The organism is Paraburkholderia phenoliruptrix, from assembly GCF_019511605.1.
GTDB lineage: Bacteria > Pseudomonadota > Gammaproteobacteria > Burkholderiales > Burkholderiaceae > Paraburkholderia > Paraburkholderia phenoliruptrix_A.
This window is the reverse complement of record NZ_JAEUAV010000002.1, coordinates 172,279-187,766: the sequence shown is the minus strand read 5'-3', so window position 1 is coordinate 187,766 and position 15,488 is coordinate 172,279. Positions and strand designations below refer to the sequence as shown.

Here is a 15,488-nt window from a genome sequence, read left to right as displayed (position 1 = left end):
TTTATCCGAATTTGTACCATCTAGTTAGTTTGTATATGCTGTCGGAAAAATGCGCTTATTGTGTGTGATGGTGGCCCACGCTTTGCTGCTGAGGTAACGAACTAGGCCATTTTGCGCATTGCAACATGGCTGCGGGAGGGCCGGCGCATCGCGGCCGTGCGCACTGCCCCGCGGCCGTCCGACTGTTTTTGCAGGAGCTGTTCATGCAACGTTCCATTGCCACCGTGTCGATCAGCGGCACCCTCGTCGAGAAGCTGACCGCGATCCAGGCGGCCGGTTTCGAGGGCGTCGAGATCTTCGAGAACGATCTGCTGTATTTCGACGGTTCGCCCGCCGACGTGCGGCGCATTGCCGAAGACCTCGGCCTGAAAATCATGCTGTTCCAGCCGTTTCGCGACTTTGACGGCGTGAGCGCCGAGCGCCTCGCACGCAATCTCGACCGGGCGAAACGCAAATTCGACGTGATGCACGAACTGGGTACAGATCGCATTCTGGTGTGCAGCAACGTGTCGCCGGACACCATTTGCGACGACGCGCTGATGACCGACCAGCTCGGCGCGCTCGCGCAGGCGGCCGAGGCGGCCGGCGTGATCGCCGGGTACGAGGCGCTTGCATGGGGCAGGCATGTCAAGACTTACCGGCATGCGTGGAAGCTGGTGAACGCGGTGAATCACCCTCACCTCGGACTCGTGCTCGACAGTTTTCACACGCTGTCGCTTAACGACGGCGTCGAAGGTATCGCCGACATTCCGGGCGAGCGCATTGCGTTCGTTCAGATCGCCGACGCGCCCAGGCTTGCAATGGATGTGCTGGAATGGAGCCGCCATTACCGCTGCTTTCCGGGCCAGGGCGATTTCGACGTGGCGAACTTCACGGCTCAGGTCGTCAAAGCGGGCTACAAGGGCCCGCTTTCGCTGGAAATTTTCAACGACGGTTTTCGCGCGGCGCCAACCACGATCACCGCCGCCGACGGGCATCGCTCCCTGCTGTTTCTCGAAGAGCAGACGCGCGCGTTGCTGGAAAGCAGGCGCGAAACGGTAGGCGAGCTTTACGAGTCGCCGGCAGCCCCCGCGCACGTCGGCTATCAGTTCCTCGAATTTGCGGTGGATCACACCACGCGCGCGCATCTGGCCGACTGGCTCGGCAAGCTGCGCTTTCGCCAGGCAGGCCAGCATCGCTCGAAAGATGTGACGCTGTATCAGCACGGCGCCGCTTCGATCGTGCTGAACGCCGAGCCCGACTCGTTCGCCAATGCGTTCTTCCAGCAACACGGTTTGTCGCTGTGCGCGTCGGCGTTTCGCGTGGACGACGCGCGGCAGGCATTCCAGCGCGCCGCCGGCTTCGGCTATGCGCCGTTCTCCGGTCAGGTCGGCCCTAACGAACGCGTGGTGCCCGCCGTGCAGGCGCCGGACGGCAGCCTCAACTATTTCGTCGACGAAACGCCCGACCAGCCCACGCTGTTCGAGGCGGATTTCGTGCTGACGGACGTCAACGGTCCCGCGGAAGTCGGGCCGCTCAGCCGCATCGATCACGTATGCCTTGCGGTGCCGGCCAATTCGCTGGATACGTGGGTGCTGTTTTTGCGCACCGCGTTCGGTTTTCAGGCGGAGCCCGGCGTGCTCGTGCCCGATCCGTATGGCCTCGTGCGCAGCCGCGCGTTGCGCAGTCGCGACGGTTCGGTGCGCGTGGTGCTGAATGCATCCGTGGACCACCACACGGCGGTCGCCGAGGCGCTGCACACCTATCACGGCTCCGGTCTGAACCATGTGGCGTTCAGCACTGGCGACATTTTCGGCGCAGTTGCTCAATTTGCTGCCGACGGCCTGCCGGTGCTGCGCATCCCGCGCAATTACTACGATGATCTTGCTGCGCGTTACGCGTTGCCGGACGACATGCTCGAAGCGCTCAGGGAGCACAACATCCTGTATGACCGCGATGAGCGCGGCGGCGAATTTTTCCACGCGTATACAGAGCAGCTGGATCAGCGCTTTTTCATGGAGATCGTCGAGCGGCGCGGCGGCTATGACGGCTATGGCGCGGGCAACGCGGCGGTGCGGCTCGCGGCGCAGGCGCAGCGGCGGAGGTAAGGGGCGGAGGTAAGGGGGAGATAAGGGCCCGAGACAAGCGACAGCAATCAACAGCGCGAATCGGCGGCCCGCCCGGGCCGATCAGGCACGCGCCATGCGCCACCGGCTGGAGGCGCGCCCTCGCCCGATATAATGACGCGTGATCCGCGGTGCGCGCCGCGCGGCGATGTCGCCCGCTCTATCGCCACCGCAGCGGCGAGGGCAGTCGCGCCATGACGCGCTCGCGGTCCCTCGGGCTCAACCGCATCCACCGCCCGCCGAATCAAACGCCAGGAGAGATATGAAGAAGTTTGCCGTAGTCCTGTCAGTTCCCCTCTTTCTCAGCGCTTGCGCATACTTTCAGAAGAACCCGGACGCCGGCGAGCCGGTCACGGACACCACGACGCAGCGCTCAGTCAACGACGTCGTCGCCTGCCTCACGCAACTGGCCTCCAACCACAACGCCGCGTTCAAATCCACGTCGATCCCGCAGGGCCAGATGCTCGACTTCGGCGATTCGAACGTCATCAAGGTGCGCAGCGACAATGGTGCGACCACTTACCGCTTCTACGCGGGCAAGCGCCATGTCAACAATCTGTGGATCGAAACGGCCGCGAAAACCTGCGCGCCGTAAGCCGGCCAGACGCCGCCGGAAGCTGTCCGTCAAGGGTTGGTAAGCCGCGCCGCTGCCATCTTCATGTCACGGTGTTACAGGACAATGCCGCTTAAGAATCGTTTAAGACTTCGTCCCCATCATGCCTCGGACAATACCGCACGAGGTACGCACATGAACCAGCCCGAACAGAACACCAACGAGACCGCTGCGCCGGCGCGTCGCCCAACCATCCTGCGCCGCCTGCTGAGCCATCACGAACTGGCGACGCTGCTGCTGCTTCTGCACGCGCCGATCGACGCATCCGCCAAACCCGAGATTCCGCAACTGCACGAAGCCGGTTTGATCGAGACCATTTCGAACGAAGCTGGCGGCTCGCGCATCCGCCTCACGCCGGAAGGCAACGCAGTGTTGCGCGGACTGGGCGTCAAATAACGCACGCTCAAGCCTGCCAGACGCCGTAACCCGCTTCGCGTAGTCCAATCGCCAACTCCACTTCCATGTCCTGCGCGCCGCGATACGGCATGGGATTGAACACCTCATACAACTCCGGCACGAGACGCAAGCCGTAGTCGCGCACGTAGCGATTCGCCTGAATGCCGGCCTTATGCCGGTCGAAGCGCAGATCGGGATCGAGCCCGGTCATGCCCACATACACACAAGGTTTGTCGAACCGGTAATCCGGATTCGCGCGGCGAAAGCGCGCCTCGTTCCACACCTGGTCGTCGAGCGCGACGACGTACACGTAATAGTGATGCTTGCGGCGAGCCATTAGCCGGATATCAATTGGTCGACGTGCCGTGCAGCAGCATCCGGTATTCGGTCGGCGTGACGCCGACCGTCGCCTTGAATTGCCGCGTGAAGGCGCTGTGATCGGTGTAGCCGCACAGCGCGGCGACGTCGGTGACTTTGTCGTGCGAAAGCAGCAGCGCGGTGGCGGCATCGAGCCGCGTTTTCAGCAGCACCTGGCGCGGCGTCAGATGAAACACCTTGTGAAAATAGCGCTCCAGTTGCGCAACGGACATGTCCGCCATCACGGCCAGTTGCTTCAGGTTCAACGGCTGCACGTAGTTTTCCTGGATGAACTGCACCACCGCGGCGAGCCTGCTGTAAGCGGGATGGCTGCTTTCGTCCGCTCTCAGATCGCGGGAGATGCCGGCAAGACCTATTACCTTGCCCGCCGCGTCGCGCAGCGGCTGCTTGCTCGTCAGGCACCAGCCCGGCTGCCGTCCCGGATACAGGTGCAGCTCCAGCTGGTCGATCATCTGATTGCCGACGTGAATCACGCCTTCGTCCTGCGCCGTATAAATGCGCCCAAAGCGGCGCGGGAACACGTCCTCGGCCGTCTTGCCGAGAAGCGCCGCCTTCTCCTTGAAGCCGCAGCGCGAAGCTAGCGTGCGGTTCACCAGCGCGTAGCGCGCGTCGGCATCCTTCACGAAGAACACGACGTCGGGCAGCGCGTCGAATACCGGCTCGAGCTGCCTGAAATGCGACAGCATGCCGGACAACGTTGTTTCCTCAGGTGAAAACTGCCGAGCCAGCGTGTTCATCGTGCGGGTCCGTGGTTCCGAGCCGTCCATGTGAGCCTGCGCCAGGCGCTGCGTGCGGCGGCGCCTCGCTGTGTTGCGAAGTGATTCGCGCTGCGTGCGCCGTCGATTATAAAGCTGCGCATTCGCCGCCAATATGCGAACGCGAGCGCACGCGAGCGTTGGTCAACACGCGTCAACCCTCCCCCGGCGCCGACTCGCCTGCCGCCATCAGCGTGCCGATTCGCGCGGGACTGAACGGCGGACGCGGCGCCGCGCCCGCCCAGCCGAAGTACACGTTCGCAGCGATTGCGCACACCTTCCCCTGGCAGGCGCCCATGCCGCAGCGCGTATGCAGCTTGGCATCGCGCCAGTTGTCGAAGCCACGTACTTCACCGACGCTCACGTCCTCGCAGCGGCATAACAGCGTGTCGTCGGCGGGCGGCGTGCGGGCGGCGGGCTGCAAAGCGAAGGCCGTCTCGACGCGTGCCGCGAAGCGGCGCCAGCGCGCTCGTCGGGCGTGCAGCGCGCTGCAATTCAGCGTTGCGCCGCGTGCCGCCAGGCCCGCCAATTCGCCTTCGACCGCTGCCAGTTCCGCGCCGCCCACGCCGGTGCACTCTCCGGCCGCGAAGATGCCGTCGACGGAGGTGCGCTGCGCGTCATCGACGACAATGCCGCCCGCTTCGTCAATCGCACAGCCGAGCGCTTGCGCAAGCGCGATGTTCGGCACAAGCCCGAAGCCGCACGCGACGCGCTCGCAATCGAGCGTCACGCGGCGCTCGCCGCGCCGTATCGTGACCTGCTGAACCCGGCCGTCGCCGCGCGCCGCCTCGACCATACTGCCGCTCCAGTAGGGCACGCCAACAAAGCCGCGCGTCATGCCGAGGGCCTGCCGCAACCTGGACGGTTCGCTCAGCAACGACACTCCGAAACGCGCGACTCGCGCAGCCGAGGCTTGCTCGACTACCGCCAGCACCCGCGCGCCGGCCGCGCGCGCGGTTGCCAATGCGGCGATCAGCAACGGACCGCTGCCGGCAATCACGACGCGCTCGCCGCGCACTGGCATGCCGCCCTTGATCAACGCCTGAAGCCCGCCCGCGCCGGTCACGCCCGGCAAGGTCCAGCCGGCGAACGGCAGCAGGCGCTCGCGCGCGCCGGTCGCGAGAATCAGGCGCCCGTAGCTCATGCATACGCCGCCCAGTTCCGCGGATTCGATCAGAAGCTCATGCGCGGCAAGCGGCGCGACGACGCGGGCCGCGGCAAAGTGAATGACGTTGCGGCAACGGTGTAGCTCGGCCAGCAACGTGTGCAGCGGCGCCGGCTGCGAGCCGCCGGGGCCTTGACGCCAGATCTGGCCGCCGGCGTGCGGGTTGTCGTCGAGCAAGGCCACCGTCGCGCCTTCGCGCGCCGCCGCGAGCGCGGCGTGGAGGCCCGCCGGGCCCGCGCCCACTACGATGACGTCGAAATGCTGGCTCACGTTGGGTCCGCCTTGACTTCGTGCATGAGGTGTAGTCGCGCGCAATCGCCGAGGGCGCGTTGGTAGCGGCAGCAATCAAGCATCAGACTCGCGTGCGTTGCAGGTAGCGAGGCGAAGCACCGTTGGCCAGCCCGCGTCGAAGCACTGCCCGATCCGCGTCTCATCGCGCGTCCGCCTTCTGCGTGCGTACCGTCTGGCCATTGCGGCACAGCGTCTGGCACGCCAGCACATGCGCGCGGCCGTCTATCGTGACGCGGCATTCCTGACAAATGCCCATGCCGCAGAACGCGGCACGCGGCTCGCCGCGCACGGACACGCGTGTGCCGCTGCAGGCGCCGGCCAGATTCAGAGCCGCAGCCACCGTCGTTCCTGCGTCCACCTCGATCGCCACGCCGTCCACGCTCAGACGGACGCGCGCCGCGCCGCTCTCACTCATGCGTCACCTCGTGCATGAACCGGCCCGGCAGATAAGGCTCGACAGCAATGGCCGCTGCACTGCCGACGATTTGCGCGGCAAGCAGCTTTGCCGTCGCGAGCGAAGTCGTCACGCCCAAACCTTCATGACCGACGGCGAGCCACACGCCGGGCGCACATTCGCCGGCCGCGCCGATCAGCGGCAAGCCATCCGGCGAAGCCGCGCGAAAGCCGGTCCACGCGCGTATGCCGTGCAGTTGCGGCAACATCGGCAGATAGTGCGCCGCGCGCTGCAGCATGCGCGCGAGCACGGGCATCTCGACGGCCGGGTCGGTGGTATCGAATTGACGCGACGAGCCCACCAGCACTTGCCCCGTGGGGCGCGGCTGCGCATTGAACGCGACGGAAGTGCCGCTCGCATGGTGCGCGCTCTTGATGTACCCAAGCTCGAGCAGTTGATGATGTATCAGTTCGGGATAGCGGTCGGTGATAAGCAAGTGGCCCTTCTTCGGTTGCAGCGGCAACGCCGCAATCAGTTCCCGAGCGCCCATGCCGTTCGCGACGATCACATGCGCCGCGCTGCGCCGTTCGCCGTTGGCGAGCGTCGCGCTGCTCGCATCGACACGAACGACTGCCGCGCCGGATCGCACGCTGATATTGGCGGCGGCCGGCGAGCGCGTCAGCAGCCACTCGGCCGCGGTGGGCGCGTAGACGATACTGTCATGCTCGATGCGCAAGCCGCCGACGAGCGAAGCGGCCACCGCCGGCTCCGCTTCGCGTAGCGCGGGCGCATCGAGTAGTTGCACCGCGACGCCGTGCGCCTGGTAGGCGGCATGCATGGCGCAGGCGGCTTGCCATTCTTCTTCGTCCGCGGCGAGCCACAGCGTGCCGCAGCGCGCGAACGCATCGCGCGCGCGTAACTGCGGCGCGAGTTGCAACCAGAGTTCGCGCGAATAATGCGAGAGCGCCAGTTCTGCCGGCGAGTCGTTCATCACGACAATATGGCCCATGCCGGCCGCCGTCGCGCCGCCGCCGATACCTTGCGCATCGAGCACCTCGACACGCATGCCGAGCCCGGCGAGTTCGGCCGCGCATGCCGCACCCACAATGCCCGCGCCGACAATCAACGCATCGGCGGTCATGCGGTGCGGATGCCCCATGCGAACGGATCGCGCTCGTCGAAGCACAGGCGCCCTTCCGCCGTGATATGCGCATGCCCGGTAATGGTCGGAATCACGCGGACGCCGTCGCCCGCCTGCCGGTAGCTTGCCTCGAAAACGCTGCCGATAATGCTCTCCTGCCGCCACAGCGCGCCTTCGGCGAGCTTGCCGTCCGCGGCGAGGCATGCCACCTTCGCGCTGGTGCCCGTGCCGCACGGCGAGCGGTCGTACGCGTTGCCCGGACAGAGGACGAAACTGCGGCTGTCCACGCCCTCGCGCGAGCCAGGCGCGAAGAGTTCGATATGGTCGATCAGCGCGCCATCCGCGCCGGTAATGCGCTGCTCGATGAGCGCGTCGCGGATCGCGGCGCTAAAGGTCGTCAGCTCGGGAATGCGCGCGGCCTCGAGCGCATGGCCATGTTCCGCGACGAGAAAGAACCAGTTGCCGCCCCAGCCGATATCGCCCGTCAGCACGCCATGACCGGGCACGTCCACTTCGACATCCTTGCGGTAACGGTACGCGGGCACGTTGCGCACGGCCACGCTGCCATCTTCGTTCAGCGTCGCTTCCACCACACCGACGGGCGTCTCGATCCGATGACGCCCCGGGGCGATCCGCCCCATGTGCGCGAGCGACACCACGAGGCCGATCGTGCCGTGCCCGCACATGGCGAGATAGCCGACGTTGTTGAAAAAGATCACGCCGGCCGCGCAGGACGGATCGTCGGGCTCGCAGAGCAGCGCGCCGACCACCACGTCCGAGCCGCGCGGTTCGGTGACGATGCCGGCGCGCCACTCGTCGAACTGGGTGCGGAAAACCTCCAGCCGTTGCGCGAGCGTGCCGCCGCCGAGGTCCGGGCCGCCCGACACGACGAGGCGGGTCGGCTCACCGCCGGTGTGGGAGTCGATGATATTGAGCGTTTTCATGACGCTCATGGTAGGAACTGCACGCGGGCGAGTCTTGTTGCGCCTGCGCGTGGTTTGTGACGATTTCGGCATAGACGGCCGGTTGCCGCGCGGCGTGTTGCCTAAGTAAAAGCAATGCTCTTTTCGGCGCTGAAGGCAACTCGCGTCAGAGCGTTGAAGATGTTGCTCGTGCGAGCCGGGCAGCGAAGCTGCAATCCAGCGTGTGACAGCAGAAAGACAGTGCCCTACGTCGCGGGCTTGCAGCAGGTTCGCAGCGGGTTCCGAGCGGGTTTCCCGAAGCTCGGCACCAACAGCCGCGGCCGACGGTAGCACCATCCACGCAACAGCGATTGTGCCGAAATCGTCACCCGCCGCGCGCGATTCGCGCAAGACGGCGGCGTTTTCGCTGCATACACTGCGCTTGGACTCATCACATTCAGGAGAGCAGTCGTGGCGCATATCTGGGAAGGCGTATTGCCGGCGGTCACCACCAAGTTCAACGCGGATTTCAGCATAGACCGTGCATGGACCGGCAAGAATATCGAAGCGCAGATCGACGCGGGCGTGGACGGCATCATCGTATGCGGATCGCTCGGCGAAGCCTCGACACTCTCGCTCGACGAAAAGCTGCAAGTGCTCGACGTCGCCGTGGAGGCGTCGCGCGGCCGGGTGCCGGTGCTGCTGACGATCGCGGAAAACAGTACGCTCGACGCGTGCCGCCAGGCCGAAGCCGGCAGTCGCCACGGCGCTGCCGGCTATATGGTGCTGCCGGGCTTGCGCTACCTGTCGGACCGGCGCGAAACGCTCCAGCATTTTCGCAGCGTCGCCGACGCGAGCGCGTTGCCGCTGATGATCTACAACAATCCGTTGGCGTACGGCGTCGACATGACGCCCGAGATGTTCGCCGAGATCGCGGACGAGCCGAAGATCGTGGCGATCAAGGAATCGTGCGGCGACGTGCGGCGCGTGACCGATCTGATCAACGCGGTCGGCGATCGCTTCGCGATTCTGTGCGGCGTCGACAATCTCGCGATGGAAGCCATCCTGATGGGCGCGCATGGCTGGGTGGCCGGCCTCGTCTGCGCATTTCCGCATGAAACCGTGGCGATCTACAAATTGCTGAAAGCGGGACGGCTGGAAGAAGCGCGGGCGATTTATCGCTGGTTTGCGCCGTTGCTCGCGCTCGACGTCTCGCCCAAGCTGGTTCAGAACATCAAGCTCGCCGAAGCGATGGTGGGACTCGGCACGGAGCCGGTGCGCCCGCCGCGCCTGCCGCTCGTGGGCGAGGAGCGCGCGGCGGTGGAGGCGTTGATCCGCAGGTCGCTCGAAACGCGGCCGCAATTGCCCCGGGCTTGAAGCTGCGCCGGGTTGGCCGGCGCTTCAGGCCGCCTGCTGCTGCGCGTGCAGGGAATCGTGACGCAAATGCAGCAGCCGGTAGCCGCTCTTGTACACCGGCTGCAGACGAAACTCGTTTTGCGGCTCGATTTCGAGCAAGAGCCGCAGCCGCGACACATGGCTGTCGATGGTGCGGGTGAACTCGCGGAATTCGCGGCCCCACACCATCGCGAAGATGTGATCGCGCGACATCACGCGGCCGATGTTGGAGAAGAACAGCGAAGCCAGCCGGTACTGAGTGCCCGACAATGCGACCGGCTGCCCGCGCAGCATGACGATCTGGCGATGCGTGTCGAAGCGGTACATCCCAAGGAGCGATGATTTTTCTTTTCCTTTCATCGACTTAGCCGCGATTTCATGGGTGTTTTTAACTTGCCAAAACGTCCATACGCGTCGTAAACAAATCAAGCACTTACGCAGGGTTTTGAACAGGTCGGAGGGGCTCGATGCGCCGCCACGCGCGCCTACGTTGCTTCGAAGTGCGGTGAAGATGTGCCCGAATAGGCTACAGAGCGACTACTAACGTCGTCATCCCACTTTTCCACGCGGTATACTGTATATCCATACAGGTAACGCGCTATGCCTCACTTCAACCCATACGGAAATCCGCGCCCCTGCGTTGGGTGCGAGCACTTTGCGGAGTTCCGCGCGGGCGGATCTATCGTTTCATGCATGTATGGCGATCGTGAGCAGATCAATGCGCAACCGAAACAAGGCTGCGTTCACTGGGTGCGTGCTACCGGAGCGGATGACGAGCCGAAGGCGACGCAATGGGCATAGAGCATGCTAGGCATACTCAGGCCCGCTGTGACTCAGCGCTCCAGCGGTCGGCCGTTTGTTCGAACATTGAAACGCCGCGTTTTGCCATTCAACGACGATACTCGGATGGTCTTCAAGTCACACCATCAATGCGAACTGCTCTGCTACCTCGTCGTAGCGCAACTGATTGCGCGCGCGCGTACGGGCGAATGGTTACGTACCGACCACTTCATTGAATCGCTAAATATGTGGCTGAACGCCACCGGATCACGTGCTGACTGGCTCGAGCGCATACAGCTCAAAATGCAGTCTGAAATGGTGGCAATGGACTTCGGCGCGCCGCCGCATCTCGCGGACGAAGCCAAGCTCGCAGAACTGTTTGCGGACGGTTGGCGGCTCGACTACGATTCCCCGATTGTTCGCAGCATCTATGCCGCCTGCGAGCGGGAACTGGCCGCCAAGTAAGTGCTAATGACTGGCGCGAGGTACGTTTTCGCCGCTCAGGACGTTTTCCAACACTTCGAGCCTGATCGGTTTCTTCAGGACTCCGTCGAACACGCGGTCCCACTCGCCAGACTCGTCGTCTTCCCAACCGGACATTGCGACGATACGGCAGCTTGATAGTGCCGGCTTCGATCGCATCGTTTTACATACCTTGCAGCCATCCTCCCCTCCCAATCGAACGTCCATCAATATCAGGTCAGGCACCCAGCTCTCCCCCTCAGCGACAGCAGCGCATCCTGAATAAGCGGTCTCTACTTCGTGACCGTACGCCCGAAGAAGTTCGGCAAGCGAATCTGCCACCTCTGCATAGTCGTCCACAACCAGCACTTTCACAGCGTCCCCCTCGAGCCGCTGACATGCCGCGGCGGTGAGATGTGGGCCAACACGCATTATGTCCGCTACTGTTCAACAAGGCAAAGTGAAAGGGTCCCCGTCGTCGCCCCCCGCTTCATCACGGGAAACACGCTATTAGCAGGCTGCATACGTTCCCTTCCCGGGTAGCATCACCTAAAGTGTATCGGTCACTCGTCGGAAATAGCCATGGACAGAAGCCGCCGCATGGGGCCTACTGACCCTTTATTCAGTGAAGTAGTGGCAGTCACGTCGACAGTACGTGCGTTGCGTCGCGCACAGGGAAAACGGAATCCGGAGGACGTCGCCTTTGGCTCGCCAGAGTGGGATGCGATCGGAGCGGAATTTGTGCGCGATGTGTATCGAGCGATGGGGGGCGATCCTGACGAACTTAGCCGTCTGGATCTTTGACCAGGATCGCTGAGTGTGCGAACACCCGGTCTTCGATCGGAAAGGATGCGGAAATTGGCGCGGAGATTGAACCGGGGTCGTTCTTCGCTTGCAGCGCCGGCGGCCGCCGGAATGGCAGAGCACCGCCGGCTGTTCGCGCCGCGCGGACAGCTTACTTCAAGTGCGGGTTATGCCGCTTGGGAAATTTGGAGCCGCGCAATCGCTGCCTCGGCGGCCGCGTATCCGTCGTCGTACAGTCGACGACGCACCGCCGGCGCCATGTTCCGGTCGAACGAGCTGGCATAGCCGGTCGGCACCCTGACGATGGTTGCCCCGTTCTTCGTGTCCAGCTCGACGTGGGCGGCCTCGTTCGCCGCCAGCATCAGGTCGATGATCCTCGGCGCGAGCGTGCGCAAGCCATACTTGCCCGGGCGCAGCGCCGTGTCGTCCGACACCAGGCAAATTCCCACCCGAGGCACGTCGTCGACCGTCAGATCGCTCGCCGGCACGTTATCGCACGTGCCGCCGTCGACCAGCAGCGCCCCCGAACAAGCAACCGGCGGGAACACGATCGGTATGGACGCGCTCGCCCGCGCCGCGACCGCGATCGGCACCGTCGGCGTCGTCGCGCGGCTGAACAGAAACTCGCGCTCGGTCAGGAGGTCGGCCGCGATGATCTTCAGGTCGATCAGCGAATCGGCGAAAGTGCGGCCGCCGGTCCCCTGCTCGAGAAACGCCTCGAGCGCCCTGCCAGTGCACAGCGCCTGATGGCGCACGACTGCCCATGGCGAAAAACGCATCATGGGTGACCAATCGAGACTCATGCACAGCTCGTGCATGTCGGCAAGCTTCATGCCGCCGGCGAACATGGCCGCGACGATCGAGCCGCCAGACGTGCCGGCGAGCTCCACGACCTCATACCCGGCATCGACGATCGCCTGCAGCGCACCGAGGTGCGCTCCCAGGCGAAAGCCCGATCCGCTCAACGCGACGCGGATTTGCCTACTCATCGCTCGCAATCTCCTGCAAGCGACGGCGCGGCTCTGAGAACGATGGCGTCGGCGGCGCCGGCGTGATGAGTACCGCGCTCATTGAATCCGGCCCCAGCGCTGTGTTCGCCGTCACCGGCCGCAGGGAAAGCGCGGTATTGATGCCGGTGACGATCGCACCGACAGCGACCGTCGCCTGCAGCTTCTGCTGGTCAGTCAGATTCGAGTTCGAAATCACCGTCAGAACGACAGGAAACGTCGCCTGAACGAGCTTCTGAATGCTGACCGTCGTCACCGTCGCGCCGGCCGCGCAGACCGCGTCGACGTCAGGCTGCACCTGATTGGTCAGCGTTGCTTGCGCGCCGCCGGTGAAGACGCCTGACTTCGTTAGCACGTCGATCTCCGACTGCACGCCCGGGCAGATATTGGCCGCAATCTGAGCCGGTGTTTGGGTTGGAATCGATTGGCAACCGACGAGCGCGACGGCCGACAGAAGGCCTGCCGCAAGCAGCATGTATTTGCGTTTCATGGAATGATCTCTTACTTGAAGGTTTTGATTGCCGTAACGGCCGCACTGGCGGCGGCCGCTGCGACGTCTGATGCCGCAGCTGCGGCGGTTGCTTGCCCCTGAAAGGCCTGAACGTCGGTCTCCCGGAGCGAGATGCTGTAATCGCCGGCTGCCGTGCGCGCGAACGTCGCGTCGACGGTCGCCATCTGCTTGCCGTTCCACACCTTCAGCACGCAGCAGCTCGTCGCCGCGCCGGCGGCGTCGGTGATCGGCTCGATTTCGTACCGCGCCATGCCGGCATACCAGAGCGATGCGCATCCGGACATGGCGCCGCAGGCGAGCAGCGCGACCGCGCGGCGGATCACTGTATGGTCGGCTGTGCGGCCGCCGCGACCTGTGCGTTTGCCGCCACTGGCGTCGGCGCCGGAGTCGGAGCCGCCGCTGGCGCGAGCGCGACGCCCTCCACCAACCCGGCCATAGGAACGCTGGGCGTCGAGATCGTGGCGCCATGGATCCCGAGGCCGGCGATAGTGAGCGCGATCGCATCGACGAGATGATCAGCCGGCGCCTTGCCCATGATCACGAGCGCGAGCCATGCGCCGAACAGCAGGACGCCTGCGGCGAATTTCAGTTGGTTCGAATTCAAGTTGCTCTCCAGGGGGTGATGCCGCGGAATCGCGGCGAAGTGAAAGACGTGTCAACCTGTGATGCCCAGCGCGCTCCTGCAGCTCGTCCAAAGCAGCACGCGGTCGTCCATGCCATTGGGCATCGCGCTGCTGCTGGCATTGCCCAGGTTGATGACGCGGCTCAACGTGAGAAACGATCCGGCGTCGGCATACGCGTTCAGGTTGTGATCCACCCAGAACTGCGCCGCCGCGAGCGCGGCCACGGTCGGCTGCGTGATGCGGTCCGGGTCGGCCTCGAGATCGACGCCTATTTTTTGGCCGATCACACGGAAGTTGTAACGCCCCGTGTTCTGTATCAGTCCGCCTCCCCGATAACGAAAGCCGTCGCCGGGCTGCGTGTTGCCGAGCTCGCGGGCCTTGCTCGAGGGCGGCTCGTAAAGCTTCTGCTCGGCCGTCGGGCCCCACAACTCTCGCAACCAGATAAAGCGGCCGCTCTCATGGCCGCACTGAGCCAGAAAGGCGGCTTGCCGCACGGGAGAGTCGATCGCGTAGAGGGCCATGGCGGCCAACAAAGGATCGGCCCACAGGGAAGCACGGGCGAGCGGAATCTGCAGCGCCGCAGCGAGCGTTTCAGGTGACATTGAATCTCCCGGCGCGCAGAACGCGCGCTGGTGAAGTGGATGCCTTAGCGGTAGCTACCGGCCCAAGGCTTTGCAGGAAGTGGCGGGTGCGTCGCAGTATCAAGCTTCTTGTCGACGGCCTTCGCGGTGCTGGCCGCCTCGTCAGCCTTCACGGCCGCAACGTTCACCTTCTGCTCGACCTGCACTGTGGTCTTCTGCGCAGCCGTAGCGGCGGCGGCCGCCTCGCGCGCCTGCTTGAGCATTGCAGCGCTCTGTGCATCGTTCACGCGTGCCCGATCGCCAAGGAAGCGCAACGTGTAGGCCGCAAGATCGTTCGTCGTCTTCATCAGCGACTTCATATCGGCGACGTCGGCGGCAGTCTGCCTGTCGAGCGCATCACGCGCCGCCGCAGTTGCCTTCAGGCCGTCGATCTGGGCGGTGTACTCGCGCATGCATGCGGCCCGCTCTTCCGCTCGAGCGACTGGCACGCTACGGAGGTATGAGGCGCGCTCTGCTGCCCAATCAGCGCGCTCGACTGACATTCCCCACTGGCCGAGGAAATAGCCGGCGGCCAGCATGCCGCTGAAGCCACCCATCAGGCAGGCGACAAAGACCCACCACCGCCAGTCACGAATCTGCGCCATCAGCTGCTCTCCGGTTGCCAAGCGCCAGCTCGAGGTTTTCGATTCGGCGCTTAAGTTCCTGAACCTCAGCTTCCGCGTGGCGGGCTCGGCGTTCTGACTCCTCCGCGCGCCGCTCGGCGTTACGCATGAGTTCTTCGGCGCGGTCCGCGCGCTGCACCGCAAGCAGCTCGCGCGTCTCGGCCCGCGCCGCCCGCTCTTCGGCCAATGTAGCCAGGCGTTCGAAGCGGGCAATTGATTCGACCTGACCGGCCGCATCGGCCTTGACAATCTCCGCTCCGCCCTCGCTTTCCGCCTGGCGACGTCGATCTATCTGCCGCCACATTCGGCCACCGACCCAGAAGGTGCCCATGCCGCCGAGGGCGGTCACGATCGACTTCACACCCTCGTTCCAGAAATCCGACATCGGCTCGATCTCCTGTGCGCCGGTGCTGCGGGTGTAAAAAAAACCGCCCGTAGGCGGCCTGCAACTATCTGCTTGACAATCAGCCCTTTCAGGGCTAGTTTCACGCCCATAGGGAAACGCATGCGCGAGTCCCGCTTA

Annotated in this window: 19 protein-coding genes and 1 pseudogene; 5 read left to right on the top strand and 15 right to left on the bottom strand. The window is 64.6% G+C overall.

Features of this window, described 5'->3' with window-relative positions:
- Nucleotides 1–203: 203 nt before the first annotated feature.
- The 3 genes from JNB89_RS04495 to JNB89_RS04485 all read left to right on the top strand — a co-directional run bounded on the left by JNB89_RS04495 (nucleotide 204) and on the right by JNB89_RS04485 (nucleotide 3,114).
- Entirely contained in the window at nucleotides 204–2,087 is a 1,884-nt protein-coding gene (locus JNB89_RS04495) for a bifunctional sugar phosphate isomerase/epimerase/4-hydroxyphenylpyruvate dioxygenase family protein (protein ID WP_220361428.1), read from the top strand.
- 280 nt (nucleotides 2,088–2,367) lie between these two features.
- Nucleotides 2,368–2,700 carry a hypothetical protein gene (locus tag JNB89_RS04490; RefSeq protein ID WP_013342750.1) on the top strand — a complete coding sequence of 111 codons (333 nt, stop codon included), beginning with the start codon at nucleotides 2,368–2,370 and terminating at the stop codon, nucleotides 2,698–2,700.
- 153 nt (nucleotides 2,701–2,853) lie between these two features.
- On the top strand, nucleotides 2,854–3,114 hold the full coding sequence (locus tag JNB89_RS04485; RefSeq protein ID WP_027214417.1) for a hypothetical protein: 261 nt from the start codon (nucleotides 2,854–2,856) through the stop codon (nucleotides 3,112–3,114).
- A 7-nt stretch (nucleotides 3,115–3,121) separates the two neighbouring features.
- Here the strand turns inward: JNB89_RS04485 and JNB89_RS04480 are convergent, their stop codons facing one another.
- The 6 genes from JNB89_RS04480 to JNB89_RS04455 form a co-directional block, all read right to left on the bottom strand.
- Entirely contained in the window at nucleotides 3,122–3,451 is a 330-nt protein-coding gene (locus tag JNB89_RS04480) for a hypothetical protein (RefSeq protein WP_013342748.1), read from the bottom strand.
- 10 nt (nucleotides 3,452–3,461) lie between these two features.
- Nucleotides 3,462–4,229 carry an AraC family transcriptional regulator gene (locus JNB89_RS04475; RefSeq protein WP_013342747.1) on the bottom strand — a complete coding sequence of 256 codons (768 nt, stop codon included), beginning with the start codon at nucleotides 4,227–4,229 and terminating at the stop codon, nucleotides 3,462–3,464.
- Between the two features lie 172 nt (nucleotides 4,230–4,401).
- On the bottom strand, nucleotides 4,402–5,682 hold the full coding sequence (locus JNB89_RS04470) for an FAD-dependent oxidoreductase (RefSeq protein WP_220361427.1): 1,281 nt from the start codon (nucleotides 5,680–5,682) through the stop codon (nucleotides 4,402–4,404).
- 160 nt (nucleotides 5,683–5,842) lie between these two features.
- Nucleotides 5,843–6,118, bottom strand: a complete 276-nt coding sequence (locus JNB89_RS04465) for a (2Fe-2S)-binding protein (protein WP_220361426.1) — start codon at nucleotides 6,116–6,118, stop codon at nucleotides 5,843–5,845.
- Nucleotides 6,111–7,238, bottom strand: a complete 1,128-nt coding sequence (locus JNB89_RS04460; protein ID WP_220361645.1) for an NAD(P)/FAD-dependent oxidoreductase — start codon at nucleotides 7,236–7,238, stop codon at nucleotides 6,111–6,113. The genes JNB89_RS04465 and JNB89_RS04460 overlap by 8 nt, the downstream gene beginning before the upstream one ends.
- Nucleotides 7,235–8,191, bottom strand: a complete 957-nt coding sequence (locus JNB89_RS04455) for a 4-hydroxyproline epimerase (protein WP_220361425.1) — start codon at nucleotides 8,189–8,191, stop codon at nucleotides 7,235–7,237. Before JNB89_RS04455 ends, JNB89_RS04460 begins: the two co-directional genes overlap by 4 nt.
- A gap of 420 nt (nucleotides 8,192–8,611) precedes the next feature.
- On the opposite strand from JNB89_RS04455, the gene JNB89_RS04450 reads away from it, so the two are divergent.
- A complete protein-coding gene (locus JNB89_RS04450; RefSeq protein WP_220361424.1) occupies nucleotides 8,612–9,517 on the top strand; it encodes a dihydrodipicolinate synthase family protein in 906 nt (301 codons plus the stop codon).
- Between the two features lie 24 nt (nucleotides 9,518–9,541).
- Here the strand turns inward: JNB89_RS04450 and JNB89_RS04445 are convergent.
- Nucleotides 9,542–9,868 (bottom strand): annotated as a pseudogene (locus tag JNB89_RS04445) (winged helix-turn-helix domain-containing protein); the annotation flags it as partial.
- Between the two features lie 495 nt (nucleotides 9,869–10,363).
- Here JNB89_RS04445 and JNB89_RS04440 point away from each other — a divergent pair.
- Nucleotides 10,364–10,780: a hypothetical protein gene (locus JNB89_RS04440; protein WP_220361423.1), complete on the top strand. Its 417-nt coding sequence runs from the start codon at nucleotides 10,364–10,366 to the stop codon at nucleotides 10,778–10,780.
- 3 nt (nucleotides 10,781–10,783) lie between these two features.
- On the opposite strand, the gene JNB89_RS04435 is transcribed toward JNB89_RS04440, so the two are convergent.
- The 8 genes from JNB89_RS04435 to JNB89_RS04400 form a co-directional block, all read right to left on the bottom strand.
- Nucleotides 10,784–11,152, bottom strand: coding sequence for a response regulator (locus JNB89_RS04435; RefSeq protein WP_220361422.1), 369 nt, complete (start codon nucleotides 11,150–11,152; stop codon nucleotides 10,784–10,786).
- Nucleotides 11,153–11,748: 596 nt separating this feature from the next.
- Nucleotides 11,749–12,570: a patatin-like phospholipase family protein gene (locus JNB89_RS04430; RefSeq protein ID WP_220361644.1), complete on the bottom strand. Its 822-nt coding sequence runs from the start codon at nucleotides 12,568–12,570 to the stop codon at nucleotides 11,749–11,751.
- Entirely contained in the window at nucleotides 12,563–13,078 is a 516-nt protein-coding gene (locus JNB89_RS04425) for a hypothetical protein (RefSeq protein ID WP_220361421.1), read from the bottom strand. The genes JNB89_RS04430 and JNB89_RS04425 overlap by 8 nt, the downstream gene beginning before the upstream one ends.
- 11 nt (nucleotides 13,079–13,089) lie before the next feature.
- A complete protein-coding gene (locus JNB89_RS04420; protein ID WP_220361420.1) occupies nucleotides 13,090–13,422 on the bottom strand; it encodes a hypothetical protein in 333 nt (110 codons plus the stop codon).
- Nucleotides 13,419–13,703 (bottom strand): hypothetical protein, encoded by a 285-nt coding sequence (locus JNB89_RS04415; RefSeq protein WP_220361419.1) that lies wholly within the window; start codon nucleotides 13,701–13,703, stop codon nucleotides 13,419–13,421. The genes JNB89_RS04420 and JNB89_RS04415 overlap by 4 nt, the downstream gene beginning before the upstream one ends.
- Before the next feature lie 51 nt (nucleotides 13,704–13,754).
- A complete protein-coding gene (locus JNB89_RS04410; RefSeq protein WP_220361418.1) occupies nucleotides 13,755–14,324 on the bottom strand; it encodes a glycoside hydrolase family 19 protein in 570 nt (189 codons plus the stop codon).
- A 44-nt stretch (nucleotides 14,325–14,368) separates the two neighbouring features.
- Entirely contained in the window at nucleotides 14,369–14,947 is a 579-nt protein-coding gene (locus JNB89_RS04405; RefSeq protein ID WP_220361417.1) for a hypothetical protein, read from the bottom strand.
- Nucleotides 14,931–15,350: a hypothetical protein gene (locus JNB89_RS04400; RefSeq protein WP_220361416.1), complete on the bottom strand. Its 420-nt coding sequence runs from the start codon at nucleotides 15,348–15,350 to the stop codon at nucleotides 14,931–14,933. The genes JNB89_RS04405 and JNB89_RS04400 overlap by 17 nt, the downstream gene beginning before the upstream one ends.
- Nucleotides 15,351–15,488 lie beyond the last annotated feature (138 nt).